The organism is Actomonas spartinae (genome assembly GCF_051209155.1).
Lineage (GTDB): Bacteria > Verrucomicrobiota > Verrucomicrobiia > Opitutales > Opitutaceae > Actomonas.
Map to the genome: position 1 here is coordinate 1,151,833 of NZ_JBPJGB010000001.1, position 22,282 is coordinate 1,174,114.

18 protein-coding genes and 1 tRNA gene are annotated in these 22,282 nt (G+C 63.6%); 10 read left to right on the plus strand and 9 right to left on the minus strand.

Annotated elements, in window-relative coordinates:
- Positions 1–33: 33 nt before the first annotated feature.
- The 5 genes from AC0MRV_RS04740 to AC0MRV_RS04760 form a co-directional block, all read right to left on the minus strand.
- Complete coding sequence (locus tag AC0MRV_RS04740) at positions 34–3,237, minus strand: efflux RND transporter permease subunit (RefSeq protein ID WP_472763283.1); 3,204 nt, start codon at positions 3,235–3,237, stop codon at positions 34–36.
- A complete protein-coding gene (locus AC0MRV_RS04745) occupies positions 3,234–4,934 on the minus strand; it encodes an efflux RND transporter periplasmic adaptor subunit (protein WP_472763284.1) in 1,701 nt (566 codons plus the stop codon). The genes AC0MRV_RS04740 and AC0MRV_RS04745 overlap by 4 nt, the downstream gene beginning before the upstream one ends.
- The gene (locus AC0MRV_RS04750; RefSeq protein WP_472763285.1) at positions 4,934–5,284 is read right to left on the minus strand and encodes a hypothetical protein; all 351 of its coding nucleotides are present in this window, start codon (positions 5,282–5,284) and stop codon (positions 4,934–4,936) included. The genes AC0MRV_RS04745 and AC0MRV_RS04750 overlap by 1 nt, the downstream gene beginning before the upstream one ends.
- A 46-nt stretch (positions 5,285–5,330) precedes the next feature.
- A complete protein-coding gene (locus AC0MRV_RS04755; protein ID WP_472763286.1) occupies positions 5,331–6,857 on the minus strand; it encodes an SLC13 family permease in 1,527 nt (508 codons plus the stop codon).
- A 64-nt stretch (positions 6,858–6,921) separates the two neighbouring features.
- Positions 6,922–7,007, minus strand: a tRNA-Leu gene (locus AC0MRV_RS04760).
- A gap of 128 nt (positions 7,008–7,135) precedes the next feature.
- Here AC0MRV_RS04760 and nadD point away from each other — a divergent pair.
- A complete protein-coding gene (gene nadD, locus AC0MRV_RS04765; protein WP_472763287.1) occupies positions 7,136–7,714 on the plus strand; it encodes a nicotinate-nucleotide adenylyltransferase in 579 nt (192 codons plus the stop codon).
- Positions 7,715–7,722: 8 nt separating this feature from the next.
- Complete coding sequence (gene rsfS, locus AC0MRV_RS04770) at positions 7,723–8,253, plus strand: ribosome silencing factor (protein ID WP_472763288.1); 531 nt, start codon at positions 7,723–7,725, stop codon at positions 8,251–8,253.
- 6 nt (positions 8,254–8,259) lie between these two features.
- Here rsfS and AC0MRV_RS04775 read toward each other — a convergent pair whose 3' ends face one another.
- Positions 8,260–9,321 carry a DUF481 domain-containing protein gene (locus AC0MRV_RS04775; RefSeq protein ID WP_472763289.1) on the minus strand — a complete coding sequence of 354 codons (1,062 nt, stop codon included), beginning with the start codon at positions 9,319–9,321 and terminating at the stop codon, positions 8,260–8,262.
- Between the two features lie 262 nt (positions 9,322–9,583).
- Between AC0MRV_RS04775 and AC0MRV_RS04780 the strand changes: the two genes are divergently transcribed.
- Positions 9,584–9,934 carry a type II secretion system protein gene (locus AC0MRV_RS04780; protein WP_472763290.1) on the plus strand — a complete coding sequence of 117 codons (351 nt, stop codon included), beginning with the start codon at positions 9,584–9,586 and terminating at the stop codon, positions 9,932–9,934.
- A gap of 53 nt (positions 9,935–9,987) precedes the next feature.
- On the plus strand, positions 9,988–11,871 hold the full coding sequence (locus AC0MRV_RS04785; RefSeq protein ID WP_472763291.1) for a glycosyltransferase family 39 protein: 1,884 nt from the start codon (positions 9,988–9,990) through the stop codon (positions 11,869–11,871).
- Here the strand turns inward: AC0MRV_RS04785 and AC0MRV_RS04790 are convergent, their stop codons facing one another.
- Positions 11,872–13,842, minus strand: coding sequence for an ArnT family glycosyltransferase (locus AC0MRV_RS04790; RefSeq protein ID WP_472763292.1), 1,971 nt, complete (start codon positions 13,840–13,842; stop codon positions 11,872–11,874).
- A 20-nt stretch (positions 13,843–13,862) separates the two neighbouring features.
- Complete coding sequence (locus AC0MRV_RS04795) at positions 13,863–15,824, minus strand: ArnT family glycosyltransferase (protein WP_472763293.1); 1,962 nt, start codon at positions 15,822–15,824, stop codon at positions 13,863–13,865.
- 71 nt (positions 15,825–15,895) lie between these two features.
- Here AC0MRV_RS04795 and AC0MRV_RS04800 point away from each other — a divergent pair, with 71 nt between their 5' ends.
- On the plus strand, positions 15,896–16,639 hold the full coding sequence (locus AC0MRV_RS04800) for a class I SAM-dependent methyltransferase (protein ID WP_472763294.1): 744 nt from the start codon (positions 15,896–15,898) through the stop codon (positions 16,637–16,639).
- On the opposite strand, the gene AC0MRV_RS04805 is transcribed toward AC0MRV_RS04800, so the two are convergent.
- Positions 16,616–18,793 carry a hypothetical protein gene (locus tag AC0MRV_RS04805; RefSeq protein WP_472763295.1) on the minus strand — a complete coding sequence of 726 codons (2,178 nt, stop codon included), beginning with the start codon at positions 18,791–18,793 and terminating at the stop codon, positions 16,616–16,618. The genes AC0MRV_RS04800 and AC0MRV_RS04805 overlap by 24 nt on opposite strands.
- 225 nt (positions 18,794–19,018) lie before the next feature.
- On the opposite strand from AC0MRV_RS04805, the gene AC0MRV_RS04810 reads away from it, so the two are divergent.
- Genes AC0MRV_RS04810 through AC0MRV_RS04830 form a run of 5 tightly spaced genes read left to right on the plus strand, consistent with a single transcriptional unit; the run spans position 19,019 to position 22,281 of the window.
- Entirely contained in the window at positions 19,019–19,555 is a 537-nt protein-coding gene (locus AC0MRV_RS04810) for a hypothetical protein (protein ID WP_472763296.1), read from the plus strand.
- The gene (locus AC0MRV_RS04815; RefSeq protein ID WP_472763297.1) at positions 19,543–20,301 is read left to right on the plus strand and encodes an NRDE family protein; all 759 of its coding nucleotides are present in this window, start codon (positions 19,543–19,545) and stop codon (positions 20,299–20,301) included. Before AC0MRV_RS04810 ends, AC0MRV_RS04815 begins: the two co-directional genes overlap by 13 nt.
- Before the next feature lie 30 nt (positions 20,302–20,331).
- Complete coding sequence (locus tag AC0MRV_RS04820; protein WP_472763298.1) at positions 20,332–20,742, plus strand: DoxX family membrane protein; 411 nt, start codon at positions 20,332–20,334, stop codon at positions 20,740–20,742.
- On the plus strand, positions 20,742–21,179 hold the full coding sequence (locus tag AC0MRV_RS04825) for a YHS domain-containing (seleno)protein (RefSeq protein WP_472763299.1): 438 nt from the start codon (positions 20,742–20,744) through the stop codon (positions 21,177–21,179). Before AC0MRV_RS04820 ends, AC0MRV_RS04825 begins: the two co-directional genes overlap by 1 nt.
- A complete protein-coding gene (locus tag AC0MRV_RS04830) occupies positions 21,148–22,281 on the plus strand; it encodes a hypothetical protein (RefSeq protein ID WP_472763300.1) in 1,134 nt (377 codons plus the stop codon). The genes AC0MRV_RS04825 and AC0MRV_RS04830 overlap by 32 nt, the downstream gene beginning before the upstream one ends.
- Position 22,282 lies beyond the last annotated feature (1 nt).

Consider the following 22,282-nt stretch of genomic DNA (forward strand, 5'->3'; position numbering starts at 1 on the left):
ATGAATCAACCTATTCGAGAATCCCGGCGCTGACTACGCGGGTTCTGCTTTTCCTTCGCGTCGGCTGTGCAGCCAAAGAAAGATCACCGGGGTGACGATGAGGATGTGCAACAGGCTCGACACCATGCCACCGACGACGGGCGCGGCGATCGGGCGCATCACTTCGACACCGCTGCGATCGAGCCAAAAGAGCGGCGTGAGCGAGGCCACGGTGGTGGCGACCGTCATGACCTTGGGACGCAAACGCAGCTTGGCTCCGGCGATCACCACTTCGGTGAGTTCGGTCGGTGTGAGCGCGCGGCCGGTTTCACGCCGCGCGCTTTCCACGGCTTCCTGGAGATAAACGACCATGACCACGCCGGTCTGGATCGCGGTGCCGAAGAGCGCGATGTAGCCGACCCACACCGCGACGCTAAACGGGTAACCGAGAGCACCCTGCAGCAGAAATCCGCCGGTAAGGGCGAAGGGAACCGCGAGGACGACGTGGGCGGCTTCCTTGGCCGATTGAAAGGTCATCACCAGCAGCACAAAGATGATCGCGATCACGGCGGGCACCATCAGGCGCAGGGTGTTGCGGGCGCGGAGCTGATTTTCGTATTCGCCAGCGAAAGCGATGGTCATGCCGGGATCCAACGCGACTTCGGTTTCGACGCGGCGTTTCACTTCGTCGACGAAGGAACCGAGGTCGCGGTCCTGCACGTTGGCCTGCACGAAGACGCGCAGTCGGCCGTTTTCGGAGGCGATCTCGCTGGGACCGAGCACGCGCACGATGTCGGCCACCTGACTAAGTCGGATGATCGCGCCGCTGGGCGTGGTAAGAGGGATCTCACCGAGCGCCTCGATGTCCCCGCGATCGGCGGTGTCGAGGCGCACCTGCACGGGCCAGCGTTCACGCCCGCGAATGGTGCTGGTCGGGACAGTGCCGCCGATGCCGGTCTCGGCCAGTCGCAGCACTTCGGCGGCGCGCAATCCGTAGCGCGCCATATCCGCACGGCGGATACGGATCTCAAGGTAGGGCTTGCCTTGCACGCGGGACGGCGCGACGCCGGCGGCGCCGGGAATGGTTTGGATGACCTTTTCGATGGCGAAGGCCTTTTGCTGCAGGGCGTCGAGGTCGTCGCCGAAGAGCTTCACGCCGACCTGCGCGCGGATGCCCGTGCTGGTCATCAGAATGCGGTTCTCGATCGGCATGAGGAACCCGGGCACGTAGCCGGGCACCTGAGTGAGCAGCTCGGAAAGTTCATTGACGATCTGCTCCTTGGTCACGCCCGGACGCCATTGATCCTTGGGCTTAAGGGTGATGGTGGTTTCGATCATCTCGACCGGCGCCGGGTCGGTCGCGGTGTCCGCGCGACCCAGCTTGCCGGCGACGCGCACGACCTCGGGATGATGGCTCATCACCTCGTCCTGCCAGGACATGATGCGTTTCACCTCCGACAAGGAGGTGGCGGGCAACAGCACGGGCATGAAGAGCAGGTCACCTTCCTCCAAGGGAGGCATGAACTCCCGGCCGAAGCCCTGGGTGTGGCGCGCGATCGAGTCGGGCAACTTTTCGTTCCATGCCCGCGGCAGACCGAAGGCGTAAAGCAGCGTGCCGACCAGCAGGATGACGGCGCCGATCAGCACCACCGCCCGGTTCCGCAGCGCGGCGCGCAGCAACGGATCGTAGCCGCGGAGCAGGAAACGCATGAGCACGTTGTTGTCCTCCGAACGAAAAGGCCCGCGCACCAGCAGGGTGCAGAACACCGGCACCGCTGTGACGGCGAGCAGCGTGGCGCCGATGAGCGCGAAGCTCTTGGTAAAGGCAAGCGGATGAAAGAGTTTGCCGGCCTGCCCGCCGAGGAGGAACACCGGCACGAAGGCCAGGATGATGATGCCCATCGAGAAGGCGATGGGGCGGGCGACCTGTTGGGCGGCGGTGAGCGTCAGCTCGAAGACGCGTTTGCGCGTGAGAGCCCCTGCGCCGCGTTCCTCCTGCTCCCGTTCGCAATGGCGGATCACGTTCTCGGTCATCACGATGCCGGCGTCCACCAGCACGCCGATGGAGATGGCGATACCCGTGAGCGACATGATGTGCGACGGGATGCCGAACTGATCCATGAGGATAAACGAAATCAGGATCGAGGCCGGCAGCGGCAGGGTCACGATGAGGATGCTGCGGAAGTGAAAGAGGAAGAGCACGTGCGCGAGCGTCACGAGAATGATCTCCTCGGTGAGGGCGCCCTTGAGGGTGTCGATCGCACGCTCAATGAGAGAGCTGCGGTCATAGAAGGGCTCAATGGTCACGCCGCTTGGCAGGCCTGGCGTGATGGCGGCGATGCGGGCTTTGATGTCCTGGATAACCTGATACGCATTTTCGCCGTAGCGCATCACCACGATGCCGCCGACCACCTCGCGGCCATCGACGTCCAGCGCGCCCCGCCGGAACGCGCCGCCGATGCGGATCTGGGCAAGATCCCGCAACAGCAGCGGCGTGCCGTCGCGGGCTTGCACGGCGATGAGTTCGAGGTCCTCGACGGACTCGATCAGACCCACGCCGCGCACGATGAACTCGGTGCCGTTTTCCTCGATGGTTTTGCCGCCGACGTTGGCGTTGCTGGCCGCGACGGCGTCGAGCACCTCACCGAGGGTGGCATCGTATTGGCGAAGCTTGGCCGACGAGACCTCGATCTCGAACTGTTGCACAAACCCGCCGATCGACGCGACCTCGGCGACACCGGGCACGGCGCCGATTTGATAGCGCACAAAGGTGTCCTGGAGGGTGCGGAGAGAGCCGAGGTCCTGCGTGCCGGATTCGTCGTTGAGGTAGTATTGATAAACCCAACCCAGACCCGTGGCGTCGGGGCCGAGGCGGGCGGTGACGCCGCTCGGCAAGCGACCTTCGCCGATGGCATTGAGCCGCTCGAGCACGCGGGTGCGGGCAAAGGCGTTGTCGGTCTTCTCGTCGAAAATGACGGTGAGAAACGAGAAGCCGAACATCGAGGAGGCGCGCACCGTCTTCACGCCGGCCAAGCCCTGCAGCTCGACCGACAGCGGGTAGGTGATCTGGTCCTCGACTTCCTGCGGAGAGCGTCCGGGCCAATCGGCGTAGACGATGACTTGGTTCTCCGAGAGGTCCGGAATGGCATCGATCGGCACGCGCTGCAGCGAAACCACTCCCCAACCGCAGAGGACGAGGAAGGCGCACAACACGACGAAACGGTTGTGCAGGGACCAATGGACGAGGCGGTTGATCATTCGAGGAGGGAACCGCAGGTGAGCATCATCTCACCGAAGAAGGGATTGCGCAGCTCATCGTCACGTTGCACCCAGCGGCCGGTGCCCAGCACGGGGGACATCGGGCATTGGAAGATGCTGACCTTGCCCTGGCGATGCAGCCCGGCGCTGCGGGCCAGATCGGCGACCTGGGTGCTGAACGGCTCAAACGGCGTGCGTGCCTCCTCCAGGGTCGGGCCGTCGACGAGGTCATCGACCATGGCGGCGAGCGAACCGTCGGCCGCGTGCGGCGTGGCCGTAAGGTAAGCTGTCCAAGCTTCATGGATACGCGGCAGGGTTTCGGCGTAGGCGGTGACGTCGTCGTTGGCGAGGGCAGCGGCGGCGTCAGCGGCGGCGAAGATGAGCGGTTCCAGGGCGGCGATGTCGTCGGCGGCGTCGGTGGCCGCGGGCATGACCGCCATACCCTCCATGGCCATGCCGCCGGCCGGTGCGGAGAGCTGGGCCTGACCCTCAAGGAGCAGGGTGGCGCGGGTGACGACCTCGTCACCTTCATTGAGTCCGGCGATGATCTCGTAGACGTCGGCGTTGGCCCGGCCGACTTTGACGGTGTGGGGCTGGTAGGCTTGGTCGGGGAGGGACAGAAAGACGGTGGGCTCGGTGCGGGTGAAGAGCACGGCGCTGCGCGGCACCGTGAGCGTGGTGCCCAAGTCGATCGTGATGCTGGCGGTGGCGGTCTGCCGGTGGCGCAGGGCGCCGTCCGGATTGGGCAACACGACGCGGGCGCGGGCGGTGCGCGTCATTTCATTGAGGTTGGGATCGATGAACGAGATCTGGCCAGTGAGGGGCGTTCCGGTCGCTCCGGCTGGGGTGACCTGAACCGTTTGGCCTTCATTCAGCTGGGCGAGGTCGGACTCGTAGACGTCGAACACGAACCACATCGACGACAGGTCGCCGAGTTCGAAGAGGCTCTCGGCCTCGGATACGTAAGCGCCCTCGTAGGCTCTGGGGCCGCGGGCGATCACGGTGCCGGCAAAGGGAGCGCGCACGGTCACGTTGGCCTCGGGTTTCCGCGTGCGCTCAAGTCGGGCGATGTCGCTTTCGTCGGCGCCGAGGTCGAGCAGACGCTCGCGAGCGGCGGAGATCTCGGAGGTGGAAATCGCGCTCGGTCCCACGGCGATGCGCTCCAAGTAGACGCGTTGGGCGGTGAGCATGGCCGGGCTGTAAAGCGTGGCGAGCGGGTCGCCGGCGGCGACACTCATACCGACTTGGTCGACATTGAGATTTTCGATGCGACCGGGCACGCGGGCAGAGAGCACGCGGTGGCGGGTGTGGTCGGCCTCAAAGGTGCCGTTGACGCGCAGGGTGCGGGTGAGCTCGGTGACGCAGGCGGGGCTGGTGGCCACACCGATGACGGCGGCGGTGGCGTCGGAGAGTTTGACCGTCTCTCCGTCGCCGAATCCGGCCTCGCCTTCATAGACGGGGACCAGGGCCATGCCGCAAATGGTGCAACGGCCGGGTTTGTCGGACGTAATCCACGGGTGCATGGGGCTTTGGTAGAAGCGCACCTTGCGTTCCGTGGTGGAGCCGGACGAAGCACCGTCGGCGTTCATCGCCATCGGTTCGTTTTGACCGGACCGGGCCGCGATGAAACCGATCGCACCGGCGAGCGCGGCCACCGCCAGGTAGCCGAGCCAAGAGCTGGACCCGCGGGAAGACATCAGGAGTGGTCGTGCTTCTCGGCGGCCGCGTGAGGCTGTGGCTTTTCTTGATCCGCGTGGTCGGCGGATTCGTGGGCGGCGTCGAGTTTGGCGAGGTATTTGGCCGGGTTGCTGTTGAAGCGGCCTTTGCACATCTCGCAGCAGAGGCGGACTTCGCGGTCGGGTTTGCCGGCCTCCTGATACATGATCACATAGGGATCGCCCATGCCGCCGAGTTTTTCGCCGGAAACGACACAGGTCTTGAGCGGGTAGTCGTCCGTCTTGGCGGTCTTTTCGCCATCTTCGTGGTGCGCGGCAAACGCGGCGGCGGGCAGAGCGAGGGCAAGGAGGAGAGAGAACAGGGTCTTCATACCCTGATTGATACGTTCGCCGCCCGCGTCGCCCCTCAAAGAAAATTCAAGGGATCGCCGGTGCCACCCATTCGGGCAGGACGTCGATTTGGAATCCGAAAACATGGGGCCCGAGCAGCCAGATCACGGCGACGATGAGCGGCACAAGCAGGAGGTTGAGCCACAGACCGGTGCGCGCCATGACGGGCAGGGGAATTGCGCCGCTGCCGAAAACGATGGCGTTGGGCGGCGTGCCGACCGGCATCATGTAGGAACAGTTGGCCGCGAGCGCGGTGGGCACAAGCAGGAGCAGGGGATGTTGGCCGAGGCTGATGGCGACGGTCGCGATGACGGGCAAAAAGGTCGCGGCGGTCGCGGTGTTGCTGGTGAGTTCCGTGAGCAGCAGAATGCCGAGGCAAACGGTCGCGACAATCAGCACGAAGGGCATGCCGTCCAAGGTCGCGGCTTGGTCGCCGAGCCAGGCGGACAGCCCGCTCGCCTGCACGCGACCGGCGAGGCAGAGGCCGCCGCCGAACAGCAGGAGCACGTCCCACGGCAGCGCTTTGGCGGCATCCCAACTCATGACGAAGCGACCCGGCTTTTGCGGGTCCGGAATCATGAACAACACGACCGCGCCCGCGATCGCGATGGTGGTGTCGGAGATCATCGGCGACAGTTCGGCGAGGTAGTGGCGAAACACCCAGGACAGCGCGGTGAGGGTAAAGACGATGGCCACGATGCGCTCGGCGCCGGCGAAGGGACCGAGGCGTTGCTTTTCAGCCGCGATCAGACGACCGACCGCTTCCAGCGGTTGGGACCCGACGCGGAAGGCGATCCGTGTGAGCACCAGGTAGACCAGCGGGAGAGCCAGCAGCACGACCGGCACGCCGATCAACATCCACTGGCCGAAGCCGATGGATACCCCATAGGTGCGTTGCATGAAACCGGCCAGAAGGGCGTTGGGCGGAGTGCCGATGAGGGTGCCCATGCCGCCGGTGGTGGCTCCGTAAGCAACGGCCAGCAGCAAGGCGGCGCGGAAGGCGCGGGTTTGGGCGGGGCTGCTTTCGTCATCCGCGATCAAGGCAGCGACAGAGAGGGCGATCGGCAGCATCATGAGCGCGGTGGCGGTGTTACTGACCCACATGCTGAGCAAGGCGGACGTCAGCAGGAATCCGCCGAGGATACGGCGCGGTTTCAGGCCCATGATGCCAATGAGTCCGAAGGCGATGCGCCGGTGCAGACCGCTGCGTTCCATGGCCAGCGCGAGCAGGAACCCGCCGAGAAAGAGAAACACGATCGGATCGGCGTAGGCCGGCATGATGGTCTTGATCGGCGCGAGTTCACCGAGAGGAAAGAGCACGATCGGCAGCAGGGCGGTGACGGGAATCGGCACCGATTCGCTGATCCACCACACCGCCATGAGCGCAGCGACCCCAGCGGTCCGCCACGCTTCGTCGCTCATCCCGCTCGGGGCGGGCAAGATCCAACAAGCCAGCAACAGGACCGGTCCCAGCACGGCGCCGATCTTTTGCCGCAAGCCGTAGCGATTCGGCTGCGTCAGCGCGTCGTGAACAGAGGAGGGGGGAGCGGCCAAAACGGGGAGGGATGGGAGGAAGCTGGCCTCGCCAGCCGAAGCGCCGTGGGAGCGGAGCGAAGGTTGGTGCCCCGGGACGGACTCGAACCGTCACGGCCTTGCGGCCAAGAGATTTTAAGTCTCCAGTGTCTACCATTCCACCACCGGGGCGCGGGGTGAGGAAAGGGCAGTTTTAAGGGTGAACTTCCCCACCAAGACAAGCGGGGTTTTGTTCGTCCGGTGGAGTAGCGCTGAACTTCGCGCTTCTATCCAAGTGCGATGCCCCTCACAACCGCGCCATGAAGATTGGTCTCATGGGCGGCAGTTTTGATCCCGTGCACTTCGGTCATTTGATCGCGGCACAGGATGCTTTGGAGCAACACGGGCTCGACCACGTGGTGCTCGTGCCGGCCGCGCAGGCGCCCTTGAAAGACTATGAGGTGAGCGCGTCGGGAGCGGACCGGGTGGCGATGGTGCGGGCGGCCATTGATTGGGATCACCGCTTTGAAGTATCTGACTTTGAAGTGCGACGTGGTGGGATCAGCTACACGGTCGATACGGTGCGGCATTTTCGGGAACGTTACCCGGAGGCGCAGTTGTTTTGGATCATCGGCGGTGATCAGGTGCCGAAGCTGGACCGATGGCACGCGATCGAGGAATTGGCCGGTTTGATCGAGTTCATCTTCCTCGAACGCCCCGGGCATCCGGCCAAAAAAGCGCCCGAGGTGCCGGGGCTGAGGTTGCACCGCTGCGATGGCCATTTGATCGAGTTGAGCTCGACGGAACTGCGCGAGCGGATGCGGCAAGGCCTCTCGCTCGACTATTTCATGCCCCACAAGACGATTGAGTTCATTCGTGAAAAGGGCCTATACCGCTGACCAACTTCATGCCTGCCACGTCCAAAACCGCTGCCACCTCCCTGGCCAAACTGCCCGATGCCCGCGCCCTGCTCACCGATTTGGTGAAGGCGCTCGACGCCAAGAAGGCGGAGAATCTGCGCGTGCTCGCGGTCGGAGAGCATTCGAGCATCACCGATTTTCTGATCCTGGCCACCGGTATGGCCAACCCGCACCTGCGGGCGCTGCGCATCGAGGCCGAGCGCGTGCTCGACGCTGCGGGCGCGCCCATCGCGGGCGTCGAATCGGGTGACGGCAGCGGGTGGATCGTTTTCGACGCCTACCAGATCATGATCCACCTGTTCATGCCGGAGCAGCGCGAGAACTACCAACTCGAGCAACTCTGGCGCGACGCGGAGGAGATTTCGGTCGAGGAGTTGCTGGCACCGCCGCCGGCGCCCAAACCGGTGAAAAAGAAGGCCGCGACGAAGAAGGCCGCGACCAAGAAGACTCCCGCCAAGAAGGCCCCGGCCAAGAAAGCGGCCACGAAAAAGGCTCCGGCGCGCAAGCCTGCGAAGTGAGGCGCCCTAGAATCCGTAGCCGATCGAGCTGGTGATGCGTTGATCGGCGCGGGCACTCTCGGTCACGACCGCGTTGTCGAATTCGTATTCGAAGCGCAGATTCAGGGAGATGCTGTCGGTGAGCTTGCCTTGGAGGGCGGTATCGAAGCGCAACTTGTAGTTGGACTCGCCGGTGGAGACTTGCGACGGCTGGTTGTTGACAGTGATGAAGCGGGATTGACCGTCCGGCGAATACTGCGCGACGGCATTTTGCGAGAACTTCACCCGCTTGTTGATCTGGTAGCTGTAGTCCTGGAAGAGCTCAACCAGGGCATAAACGCTGCCGTCGTCGAATTCGGAGGTCCGGTATTGGGCGGTGAGGCCGGCGCCGACGTTGACCACGTGGTCGTCGGTTTTAAGGAGGCGATAGCCGGCACCGACGTTTTGCTCCAAGTTGTTGAGGATGTCCTTGATCGGGTCGCGGTAGTAGCTGGTGAGTGATTGGGCGAAGGTGCGCTCCCCGAGTTCGCGGCGCCACCGGAAGCTCGCGTCGTAACGCTCGGTGGTGACTTTTTCGCTCTGTTTGCCGTAGAGCAGGCGGGCGGCGGCTTTCAGGTCGTTGGGACCGATCTTCTTCTCGGCGGAGGCGCGGAAGTCGAAGTTGGTGTCGTCGCGCTTGCCGTCGTATTGGCGGTAGCCGAGTTCCAGTTTGCCGGACCACGCGGTGGATTCCGCGCGGGACTTGGGCTTCGGTTGCGCGTCGGGCGCCTTCGGGGCGGTGGGTTTGGGCTCAGGGGACGCCGGAGGGGTGACGGCGGCCACAGCTTTGGCGGCTTCCGCGGCCGCGGGGTCGGCGAGGTCGCTGGCCGGGAGACTCTTGATGACCTCGGCAACCTGTTCGGCCGCCAAGTCGAGGGTGCCGAGCACCGGGGAACGGAAGACGACCCGGCTGTCGTCTTGCCGAATCAAGTCGCCGGAAATACGATCGCCGTTGGCAAGACGCAGTTCATCGGCACGGCTGGCCATCACTCCCGCGATAGCCAAACCGACCCACAGCGCGCGAAAGGGAAGGCGGTTCAGCAGGTGCATATTCGGCCTCCAATAGGAGCCCATTTGCCGCTCAGGGCTAGGTTGAATATGCGCAAATCGTTGGCGGGTGGCTAGGTTTCGCGCCAAAATGCATTTTTGGGAGGTAGAGGGTGGGGCATCCGCCTCAGCCAAGTTTGCGTAATACTACGCACAAATCATTTGCGAGATTGAACTTGCGAAAGAATGGCCGGTTTTACTTGCTCGGAGTGACGTCCGCACCCCGGGCGTTTCTATAATCATCATCAAAACCAATCCAATCAGTATGAAGCGTTCCAATTCCTCCAAGGGTTTCACCCTCGTCGAAATCATGATCGTGGTCGTCATCATCGGCCTCCTCGCCGCCATGGCCATTCCGGCCTTCCAGAAGGTTCGTCAGTCCTCCCAGGACAAGGCCGTGTTGAACAACATGCGCCAGCTGGGTTCCGCCGCTGACCAATACTTCCTCGAGAACGGCACCTCCACGGTCGACATCACCTCGCTCGTCGGCGCCAACGCCTACATCAAGTCGCTCTCCACGGTGGCCAGCGAGTCCTACCCGGCCAACTACACCCAGGGTAACGCGATCATCGTTTCCGGCATCGCCGGCGCTCGCACCCTGACCTACCTCCAGTAAGGTTTAGGCATTGAATCTTCCGACCGCCCGCACACTGTGCGGGCGGTTTTTTTATGTTCAAACGCTTGGTATTGTTTGGCTTGGTGGGGCTGCTGGCGGTCCTGCTGGGTTTCGTCGCGCTGACGCCGGTGCAGGCGGTCGAAGCCGTGCGCGATTACGGGTTCTGGTTCGTCGCCGCGGCTTTCGCGGGCTTGGTGTATCATCTGGGGCGAGACCTGGTGCGTGGCGCCAGGCGCGATCCGCAGGCGTCGGCCGCTTCGAGCGTGGGCTGGCGGCGATTGGTTCCCGGAGTCTTGGCGGCGGTGCTGGGAGCGGTTTACCTCCAGGTGGTCGAACCGCACGGGTTTAAGATCGTCGCCGACGAATACCTACTGAGCTCCACCGCCAAACAGCTGCACGAGCATCGCGAAGGGGCGATCGTATTGCGGGCCTACGATTTTGGCGGCAACTTTGTGACGCTCAACACGCGGGTGGATAAGCGTCCCTTGTTCTTTCCGTTTTTGATTTCGCTGTTGCACGACGCCACGGGTTATCGGTTCGAAAACGTCTTTGTCCTCAATGCGCTGCTGGGACTGGCGTTCACCACGTTGCTTTTTCTGTTCGGTCGCCGGTTTGGTGGAAATTGGGCCGGGGTGGTCGCGGTCGCCTGGGTCTGTTTGGTGCCGCTGGTGGTGCAAAATGCCGTCGGTGCCGGATTCGAACTTCTGAATCTGGTCATGATCCTGCTCGTCGCTTTGCTGGGGATGCGCTTCGCGGAGCAGCCGACCAATGACGACCGATTGTCGGCTTTGCTCTACGCCACGGTTCTACTGGCTCAGGTGCGGTATGAGTCGGCGCTGTTTGTGGTGCCGACTGGCGTGGTCGTGGCCTACGGGTGGTGGCGCCGTCGGGCGATCCATCTGCCCTTTGCTGCTTTTGCGACCCCGCTGCTCCTCCTGCCGGTTCCTTGGCTGCAGAACGTCTTCAAATTGAGCGAAGCTTCCTGGCAGTTGAAGGATGTGGAAGGCGCCACCTCGCCATTCGGGTTCGGTTATTTCTACGACAACATCGGGCATGCGCTGAACTTTTTCTTCTCCTTCGATGGGTCGCAGCCGAACGCTTGGCTGCTGGGCGCGCTGGGCATTCTGGCGTTGGGCTTCCTCGGGTTGTTGGTCTACAAGCAGGGCTTGGAGGTCCTGCGGCGGGAGCCGGCCGACACGGCCCTGCTCATCACGATATTCGGGCTGATGGCTCACACCCTGTTGATGCTTTGTTATTTTTGGGGCAAGTGGGATGACCCGGTGATCCGGCGCCTGTCGTTGCCGGCGCACCTCTTGTTGGTGATGGCGATCATCTGGGTGTGGTCCCGGGTGCCGGCGCTGCGGAGGTCCTGGTGGATCCTGGCGGGCTTGGCTGGTTTTCAATGGTTGGGTTGGAGCGTGCCTGCGATCACGCGGCAGGAATACAACGCGGAAAACTATGCGGCGCGGACAGCCAACTGGCTACAGGACTTCGCCCAGGAACAGACCGCGGCGGGCAACCGGATTCTGGTCATTGATCCGGCGGCGGACGTGATGTGGTTCCTGCACGATCAATCGTCGTTGAACCCATTCACCTTCGCGAAACGCCTGGACGAGTTCGTATTTCACTTTGATCGCCAGACCTTCGATGGCGTCTACGTGGTTCAACGCGTGATCGTGGATCTGGCCTCGGGGACTCGCTTCGTTTCCGTCGATCAGGATTATGGCTCGGCCTTCACCTTGGACCTGGTCATGGAACGCACCTTCGCTCCAACCTATGTGATCCGGGTGAGCCGCGTGCAGGCAGTCGATCTGGAGTTGTTAAAAGCTTGGGCGGAGAAGTTCGAAACCATGAACCCGGACGCCGCGGCGGCTGAGGTGACAACGGTGCCATATGATGCCGAAGCCCTCAACGAGTGGATTCGGAAGCTGCCGTAATCAGCTGTCGCGTCCGGGAATCTCTCCGCGCTTGGCCGCTTCGATCATCCGCTCGACCACCGTCGGGGGGCCATCGATCATGGCCCGCAGCTCCAGCTCGTTGAGGCGAAAGACCAGGGTGGTGTTGGCCACGATGGCGTCGGGGCGACGCTCGCGCAGGTATAGCATCAGGCGGGCGAAGCGCAGTCGCTCGACCTGCCAGAGGCCCGCGGTGCCGGCGCGGCCGAAATCGATGATGCGATTCTCCAGCTGGCCGGTTTCGAGTTGTTGCCGAGCCCAGGCCATACCGGCGCGGTAGGCCTCTTCCTTGGCGGCGTCCCAGGGCCCGTTCACGGGACTGAACACGTCCTGCAACATCGTCGCGCCGATGCAGTATAGGCCAGGTTCAAGCTCTTCGAAACGACGGAGGCGGAAGTGATCGTAAATCGGGGCGAAAGGAATCGCATCGGGCAAACGCCGGGCCAATGCATCGCTACCGAAGTAGGACACATACAAGGTCTCGTCGGGTTGGCGGTTTTCTTGCACCCAGCGGCTGAGTTCCGGCAGCCCTTGGCCCCAGTCGAGTGAACTGTCGGCGAGTTTTTTCCAACCCTGCTTCGGTCCCCCGGACAGCGCATTGAAGAAGGTGAGGTAGTGCGGGGCGATGTTCAGCGCGATGATCGCGGACGTCAGCGGAAGCAGGATCATGCCTTTTCGAAACCGGGACGGCACGGTGGCAAACAAAGCTCCGGCCAAAATGAACAGGACGGGGTAGAGAGGGAGAATATGTCGTTGGCCGATGTTCAGGTTGCTGGTGAGGCAGAAGGTCCCGAAGACGACTGCCCAGACGAGCAATGGGGCCAAGCGGGTCAGGCTGCGGAGTTGGTGGGGCCACGGCCGCCGGATTTTGGCGACGAACAGCGCACCGAGCGCGCCCGTGCACAGCAGCTCGACGACGGTGCTTTTCCAGTAAAACGCAGCAGGAAAGAACCACCACCAACCGGTGGTGCTGTAGGCCCCGTCGAGAAAGGCTCCGCGGGCGGTTCCGAAATAGCGCACGAAGGCGAAGCCTTCGATGTAGGCTTCGGGCAGGAGCTTGAGGTCGCGGGCAAACTGAATGACCGCAGTGACCATGCCGGGGAGGGAGAGTGTTTCCTCCCACGGAAGCATGAATTTCTCGATCGGCGGCATCGCCGGTCCGCTCGCTCCGTAGCGCAGTCCGAAGAATAGCCAAATCGACGCGACGGCGGCCACCCCGTTGAGCAAGAGTAGCAGCGCAAAGGTGCGTCCGGCGGCAGCGCGCGACGGCTTATCCCCCGGCGGCAAAGCCACGTGCCATGCTCCCAGCAACGCGAAGGCCGGCAGCAGCATCACGCAGGAAAATTTGGCGACGAAAGCCAGTCCGGTGACCATCCCACTCACGGCCAGCCACTTTCCGCCCTGCCGCAAGGCCCGCCAAAAGGCGCCGACCGCGGCGAGGAGGCAGCACGCTCCTGTCACGTCGGACGTGACCAAGGGGGCGTGGGCCAGAAGGGTCGGACTGAAGGCGTAGAGCGAAAGTGAAACCAGGGCCCCGGCGTCGCCCCACAGCCGACGTGACCAGATGAAAACCAGCAGGCCCAGTGCCGCGCTCCATACCACCATCGCGCGACGCGCCCACCGCAGCAGCAGGTCCGGATCGTTGCCGGAACCGAAGAGAAAGTGATCCGACAACAGCCACAGTTCGGTTTGTTGCCACCATTCGGGGTGATCTGCCGGCGTCAGGTCCGGCTGGAGCGCGAGCAGGGGAAGGGCGCCCCAGCGTTGCGGCAGGTTGCCGTTCTCCGGCTGGAGGCGATAGTCATTAAATTTCCAATACGTGTAGCCCGCGGTGAGGTGGGCGGTTTCATCGTTGGTGAAGCCCACGCGGGAGAGACCGAAGGTGGCCAGGAGAACATGTAGCACCAGCAGGCCGGCGGCGATGGCCAGGGTGCGCCTTGAGGACCAAGTCATTCGCGGGGAGGGGGGCATTCTCAGTGATGTTGGTCGCGGGCTGCTTCCATGAGGTCCGCCAGTTCCTGGCTGCTACCGGCGGCGACGACCCTCACTTCCTCGGCGGTGAGACGATACACCATCATGCAGTGGTTCAGGGTCGCTTCGGGGCGCCGGAAGCGGAGGTAAGCCACCAGTCGATTGAAGCGCAGGCGGTCAAACTTCCAGACTTGTTCGGTGTCGCCGTAGCCGAAGTCGATGATGGTGGCGTCTTGCTCACCTGATTCGATCGCCGGTAGCAAGGTGCGGCGAAGAAACTGGTAGCCTGCCTCCTTGTCCGGATTCCATTCTCCGGCGAAAGGGCTGTAGACATCCTGCAGCATGGTGGCGCCGACCGCGTAGAGTCCTGGTTGGAGGGGGACCCATGGGCGGGGTCGGTAGTGGCTGTAGAAGGGCGATAGCTCAATGGCGTCCGGCATGCGAAAGCGGGGGCTGTCGGTGCCGAAATAACTGACGTAGATGGGTTCATCGTCCTGGCGATGGTCACGCATCCATTGGGCGGTCGCGGGCAGGCCTTGGCCCCAGTCGAGTGAGCTGTCGACCAACTTGGTCCAGGCCCGATCGGGACCGCCGGAGGTGACGTTAAAGAAGGCGAGGAAGTGAGGGGCGACCGCGAGACAACCGGCGAGTGATAGCAGGGGGAGACCGCCGAGAAACCAGCGCTTTGAAACGTTGGGGATTGCGGTCACCAGACCACCGGCGGCGATGAACAGGATCGGGTAAAGGGGGAGGATGTGGCGGTGACCGATGTTGAGGTTACTGGTCAGTGAAAAAACGCCGTAAACCAGCGCGAAGGCGAGCAAGGGCCACATCGGCGAGGCCGGGTTGAGACGACGCAGGCGGGCCTGGGCGAGCCGGTGGATCCCCGCCGCGGTGGTGGCCATGGCGGTGATCAACTCGGCGACGGTGCTTTTGAGCAGAAAGGTTGCCGGGAAGAACCACCACCAGCCGGTCCGACTGAATTCGCCGAAGAGGAAGGCGTTGCGCGCGTTTCCTTGGTAACGCACATGCGCGAAGCCGTTGATAAACGCCTCGGGCAGAATGCGCCAATCGCGCGCCCACTCGATGAGTGTGTTCATGGGGCCGCCGAGGCTCAGCATCTGATCCCACGGCAGGAAGTATTTCTCGACGGGCGGCATGCCCGCGCCTTCGGGAGTGAAACGAAGGCCAAAGAACAACCAGATCGCCAACCAAGCGCCGAAACCATGGATGAGCGTGAGTCGGGCCAAGCGACCGAGCTCGTCACGCTGATGCCACCAGCGCCAACCAGCGAGGATGGCGAAAACCGGGATCAGGAGAACGCAGGAAAATTTGGATACGAAGGCGAGACCCGTGGCGCCCACGCTCAATGCGGCGGTGCGCCAACCGGCCCGGTGCAGGCAACGCCACCAGCAATAGGTTGCGGTGAGCAGCGCGACCGCGGCCGTGGTGTCGGAGTTCACCAATGCGCCGTTGGCCAGCACCGTTGGGCTGACGGCATACAGCGCGGTGGAGAGAAAGGCGCCGGCTTCGCCCCACAGTCGTTTGGACCAAAAAAACACCAGGGCGCCCAAGGCCAGCGGCCAAACGAGCATGGCGCAGCGCGTGAGGAACAACATGCGGTCGATCGGATTGCCCGCTCGAAAGAAAAATACCTCCCCGATCATCCACACATCGGAAGCGCGCCAGATGTGTTCCAGGCCGTCGACTGGCAAGGCCGGTTCCTGCAGGAGCAGGGCCAGCCCCGCCCACCGTTGCGGCAGGTTGCCGTTCTCCGGCTGCAGGCGGTAGTCGTTGTATTTCCAATACGAATAGCCGGCGGTGAAATGGGCGATTTCGTCGCTGGTTGGGCCGGCGGCGCGGAGGCCCCAGATCGATAGACCGAGGTGCAACAAAACGAGGCACAGAATCCCGCCGAGTCGACCCCATCGAGGTATCGTTGCGCGCAACGATTCGATCCTCATGTCGCCGAAAATTTCATCGACAGAGCTATTGGGCGGTCGAAGCCTGCCGACAAGATTGAATCGCCCGATGCATGGACTCCGCTGAATACGACAACCTGGCCGCGATCGAAACCGACCACTGGTATTACACCGGCAAACGGGAGATCGTGCGAAGCTGGTTGCGGCGGGTCGGCGCTTTGCGCAGCGACGCCCTGCTGCTCGATTGCGGTGCTGGCACCGGGGCGTTTGCGGAGGAGATGCAGTCGGATTGTCGCGTCATGGTGCTTGATGACCACGAAGAGTCCATTCAGCGGCTGCGGCAGCGATTTTCGCCGGAGCAAGTGATCGGCTTGGCGGGCGACAAAGTGCCGTTGGGCGACGCCTCCGTCGACATGGTGACAGCGCTCGATGTGCTCGAGCACGTGCCCGACGACCAGGCGGTGGTGCGGGAGTTTGCGCGGCTGTTGCGGCCGGGTGGCACGGTGGTGGTCACGGTGCCGGCCTTCATGTTGCTGTGGAGCGAGTGGGACGAGTCGCTGCACCATTTTCGTCGGTATCGGCGGGCGGGACTCGCGGCTTTGTTTGCTGAATCCGATTGGGTGGTCGAGCACGTGAGCTACACCAACACCTTGGCCTTCCCCGCGGTTTTGCTCCTGCGTCGCGGACGCAAATTGCTGCGTCAACTCGGATTGATCAAAGCGGTGACTCGCAGCGAAGACACCGTGCCGCCGGCGTGGCTCAATCGGTTCGCGCGGTGGGCCTTCGTGACTCCGGCGACGAAGCGTGTCTTCGTGCCGTTGGGAGTGAGCTTGTTATTGGTCGCCCGTCGTCGTTGACGCTTCGGCCGGCCAGGGCGGGACGCGCAGCGACTGGACCATATCGCCGGCCTCGTCGCGGAAGATGAGCACGCCGTCGATACCCGGTGATCCGGTCGGCAGGTCGAGCGTATAGCCAAACCATGAATCGACCGTGGGGGAGTGATCGAGCCGGAGTTCGTAGTCCCCGGGCGATGACTTGACGAGGCGATGGCGGAAGGGGTCGTCCAACTCCCACAGCTCCACGGCGGAAAACTCGGGCAGCGGTTCCGACAAAGAGAAATGCAGGGTCCCTGGCGAGCTCCAGCGGGCAAGGCCAAGGATCTCTACCTGGCGATCTTTTTTCAGCCACAGGCCGTAGCCGTCGATTTCCAGGACGGGCGTGAAGTTGCGGGTGAGAAAGTCGACCAACGGTCCGGAGATATCCCGGCCATCGCGCAAGAGAAAGCGCACCACGTCGAGCTGCACGATGACGCCCGCCCGGGGATCGTTCTCGAGGCGGTTGATGATCGCTTGTTGTTCGGCGGGGGAAAGCAGGGAGAACCAGTGGGTCGCGTTGGCGAGCGTGGGAGTGGGGAGTCCGGTCCAAAGGTTGAAGCTGTAGACGCCGGTTAGGCTGAAAAGAGTTGAGATATGCGCCGAAGCGTTGCGCGTCAGGAACTGCAGGTTGCTCGTCATTCGACTGGGCAATAACAGCGACTCTGCTCCCGGGAGTTCCAGTCGATCACCAGCGTGCTGGTTGTGCCAACCGCGGATGGCCAACTCAGCCGCGGCGCGCCCGCCGCCCAACAGGCCGGCCGCGGCCGCGGCGCCCAAGGCCCAGCGGCGAAACGATACCGGTGGCACGCAGCGCAAGCTCTCGTGCGCCGCCAAGCACATGAGCGGCACCCAAAGAAACGTGCCCCAGTTGAGCTGACTGCCCGCGACCGGATAGGCATGCAATGCTTGCCAAGTCAGGAGCATCGCGATCCAGAACCGTCCGGTGGCCGCCTTGTCTTTGATCAGCGGGTAGGCCAACACCGCGGAGAGGGGCAGTGCGTAAGATACGCCGAGGGCGATGATACTGGCGGGCAGCCATTGCCAGATCGCGGCGATGAGCGCGAGCGCCAGCGCCGCGCGAAGCGTGTGGATGAGCGGGTTGATCCATCGGGCGTCGGACCAGCGAAGCGCGGCCACGATGAGGATGGCGATCAGCAGACTCAACTCCCGGGTTCCGGGCCGCCACAGGATCGGAAACGAATAGGCGCCGGGGTGGCGCAACGGTCCCAGCAACACGCCATTGAGCAATCCACCGGGCGATGTGCCCAACGCGAGCGTGGTGCCGGTGATGGCGACCGCCACCGCCAATCCACCCAACCCAACTGCGCGCCAGACCCGGCCGGAATCCGTGGCCAACTCAACGCTGCGCCAACCCACCGCGTAGGTCGTCACCAGCGCCAGCGCACTGACTTGCGCAAACGTCGTCACCCAATCGGTGTCCAGCAGGCCGTTCATCACCACCATCGGGCCGACGAGCAACAAAGCGGCGGTCAGTAGGGCCACGGCCTTGCCGGTCCGGGTATCGCGACCGGCGAGCACCAACCAGCACCACAGGGCGGCAAGCAGGAACAGCCCGGTGTTGATTTTGCTCAAGGCCAGCGCCGTGCCCACCATGGCGATGGCCGCGGCTGACCACGCGTGGCGGCTGGGGTCGCGCCACACTCCAAGCCATGCGGCCAGTGCCACCAAGAACGCGATCATGCCACCGGGATGCATGGGCTCGTTGATCATGACCCAGACGGCAGTAAAGGTGATACTCAGGGTCGATAGCGTGGCGATCACACTGCCGCTGAGCCGACGAACCAGATCCGCGCAAAGCCCGCTCAATCCCAGCCAATAAAACCAAGTGATCCATCGGCCGGTGGTGTTGGTCCATTCCCATCCCCCCAGCGCGGCCAGACCTTTGTGCCAGAGGTAGAAAAACGGTCCGTATTGGGTGTAGACCTCGTCAAACAGCGGGCCGGCGGTGAAGGCATTGCGCAAGGTGATCAGCACGTAGCCCTCGTCGTCGTAGATCATGAAGGTCGAGAACAGGAGGTCAGCTGCCGCTTTTGCCAACACCGCCAAGAGCAGTCCGTAGAGCGTCCATTCGAGGATGCGGTAACCTAGGATGGGGCGGGCTGGTGTTGGCTTCATGCGGTTGCGGCTGACCGCCAGATCAGGTCCGGTCGGCGACATGCACGACGCCAAGGGACCTGCGACAGCGCAAGGGAGAAGGCGATGCTGCCGCAACTCACGACGGGCCGCTGGCCCCCCCCTGGCTCCAGACCGGAGTCGAGCCGGTGGGGTTGTGACCGTTTTGTTACGCGGAATAAATTTGCGCGGCTCGACTCTCATGCCCGAATGCAATCGCCTCCCGTCGTGACCCCTTCCGTTCTCGTTTCCGCCGCCGCGAGGGCCAACCTCGTTTTGGTGGCCCAAGGTATCGAAGTCGTGCAGCGCCTCGGCGTTGCTCACTACACGGTGCCGGTGGCGGGTTGTTTCAACTCCTCGGCCGGCGGCCATTTCCGGCATGCGATCGAGCACTACCAAGCGCTGATCGGCGCGCTCGAGGAGGGCGAACTGGACTACGAAAACCGTGCCCGCGACATCCGCATCGAAACGGAAGCCGACCATGCCGTCGCCATTTGGCGTGAGATCGAAAGCGGATTGAAACACTTTGCCGGCGGCGGCGTCACGGATCGCACGCTGCGGCTGGCCGCGGAGACCAGCGAAGGCGGCGTGCTGGTCACGTCCTTGGCCCGCGAACTGGAATTTTTGGTCAACCACACGGTGCACCATTTTGCGCTCATCGCCGTGATCGCGCATGCGCATGGCGTGGTGCTGCCGGCCGATTTTGGCATGGCGCCGTCCACGCTTAAATACCGTCAAACCCTCGCACCGGCATGTGCACGCTGAGCTGGCTGCCGCATCGCGACGCGGATGGTTACACCCTGTGGTTCAACCGCGATGAACTGCATACTCGCGCGGCCGAGCTGGCTCCGCGGGAGTTTGCGACCGATCGCGGGGTGACCTGGCTGGCGCCGACAGATCCCGACAGCGGCGGCACTTGGCTGGCGGTCAACCAGTTCGGCGTCACGGCGGCGCTTTTGAACGACTACGCTTCGCCGTGGTCGCCTCCGGCCGACGGCCATCGTGACAGCCGCGGGCGTCTTGCCCCCCTGGCGATGGCGGCGAGCCATGCGCATGACGCCATCGCGACGATGGAGGACGTGGATCTTGGGCGCACTCCGCCGTTTGAGCTCGTGGCGATCGATGGGGCGGGGGGCGTGGCGCGTCTGCGCTGGAACGGTTGCCAACGGCGCATCGACTTCGATCAACAGGTGGTGGGGCCGATCACCTCGTCGTCGCATCAACCCACGCGGATCGCGGCCGCCCGGCGACGGGCGTATCCGCAGTGTAATGACGCCGCCGCCATCGCCGCCTTTCACCACTCCCATGATACGGAGGCCTCGGCTGCGTCGGTGAACATGAGCCGTGACAACGCGGCGACGCGCAGCATCAGCTGCATTCGCATTGGCGCGGAGTGGGTCGTCTTCGATTACGAACCGCAGAACTGGCCGGGCACCCCGCGCGTGGGTGGCGGCAAGCGCCAGTGGCGATTGCCCCGCGTGCTGGCGATTTCTCCCACATTTCCGGAATAGCTCCGACCCACCGCAACTCGCACGCCCCATATGAAAACAACCCTGGAATTAAGCAAAGGTCTCACCATCGTGAGCTGGGTGGCGCGGGTGGTCGCGGCGGTGATCCTGCTGCAGACCCTCTATTTTAAGTTCAGTGGCCATCCGGACTCCGTGGCCATTTTTACCGCCGTGGGCCAGGAGCCCTGGGGGCGCATCGGGTCCGGGGTGGTTGAGCTCCTGGCGAGCGTGCTGTTGTTCATTCCCGGGCTGGTCGCGGTCGGTGCGGCGTTGGCGGTCGGGGTGATGAGCGGTGCGATCTTCTTTCACCTCACGAAACTCGGGGTGGTTGTGAACGACGACGGTGGTTCGTTGTTCGTCCTCGCCCTCGTGGTGTGGGTCTGTAGCGCGTTCGTGCTCTGGCTTTACCGTAAAACGCTGCCGGTCATCGGAGGTAAATTGTAATGAAGAAGCTGATACTTTGCGCCCTGATGGCGGTCGGGCTCGCCGCCGCGGCGAAGGCCGACGAGATCTATACCAATTGGCGGGGACTGGCCATCAAGGGCTACGATCCGGTCGCCTATTTTACCGCCGGTCGTCCGGTCGAGGGCGACAGCGATTTCGAGTTTGAGTGGCGGGATGCCACCTGGCGATTCGCCAGTGCGGAAAATCGCGATCTGTTTGCCGCCAATCCGGAAAAGTATGCGCCACAATACGGTGGCTTCTGTGCCTGGGCGGTGAGCCAGGGCAAGACCGCGCCGATCGATCCGGACGCCTGGCGCATCGTCGACGGCAAACTCTATCTCAACTACTCCGCCAAGGTGCAAAAGACCTGGGAGTCGGATATTCCCGGATTCATCAAACAGGCCGATGCAAACTGGCCCAAACTACGCGACAAGTGAGCTCGACGAGCGCGCATTGCGCAACTCGCTCGACGCCGTGATACCCGCCTCGGTCGGCTGGCGGCGTTGGCGTCTGCTCGTGTCGGCGTGGACGCGGTTCACGCGGTGGGAGTATTGGCCGATCTGGGCGATCTATCCGCCGGTGGTGCTGACCTGTCTCTGGCTCGCGGTCCGCCACCGGGGGGCGATGCTGTTCACGGCGGTGAACCCCGGTATGCCGGCGGCCGGCGGCGTGGTGGGTTTTTCGAAAGCGGCCATTTTGCGCGGCTTGGCTGGCGCGGGCGAGGCGGTGGCGACCTGGGCCGTGATCGAGCCTGGCGCTTTTCCGGCGCGCAACGCGGCGGTGCGACGCTTCATGGCGGAGAACGATCTACGTTATCCGATTGTGTTGAAGCCCGATCGTGGTGAACGCGGCAGCGGGGTGGTCATTGCCCGGGATGCGGTCGCGGTGGAGGCGGCGTTGCGTGGTGAGTCGGGACCCTTGATCGCGCAGGCTTACGTGCCGGGGATGGAGTGGGGGGTCTTCTACGTGCGTCATCCGGCGGATGCGCAGGGCCGCATCTTCGCGGTGACCGACAAACGCATGGTGCATGTGACCGGCGATGGCCGCCGCACCTTGGAGCGACTCATCCTGCAGGATCGGCGGGCGATCGGGATGGCGCGTTTCTTCCTCGAAAAATTTTCCGCGCGATTGGCGGAGATTCCGGCCGAGGGCGAACAGATCGCCTTGAGCGAACTCGGCACGCACTGCCGCGGCGCATTGTTTTTGGATGGCGAAGATCAGATCACGCCCGAGCTGACGGCGGCGGTCGATCGCGTGAGTCGGGCCTACGAGGGGTTCTATTTTGGCCGCTATGATTTGCGGGCGGAGTCGGTCGAGGCGATGCGAGCGGGGCGGTTCCAAGTGATCGAACTCAATGGCGTCACGTCGGAGGCGACCAGCATGTATGATCCGCGCCATTCGGTGTGGTTTGGGTGGCGCACCCTGTGTCGGCAATGGCGTCTGGCTTTCGAAATCGGCGCCGCCAATCGACGGTCGGGGGCGCGCGTATGGACCTTGGGCGAACTGCGGCAATTGCTGCGCGAACACCGGGAAGCATGAA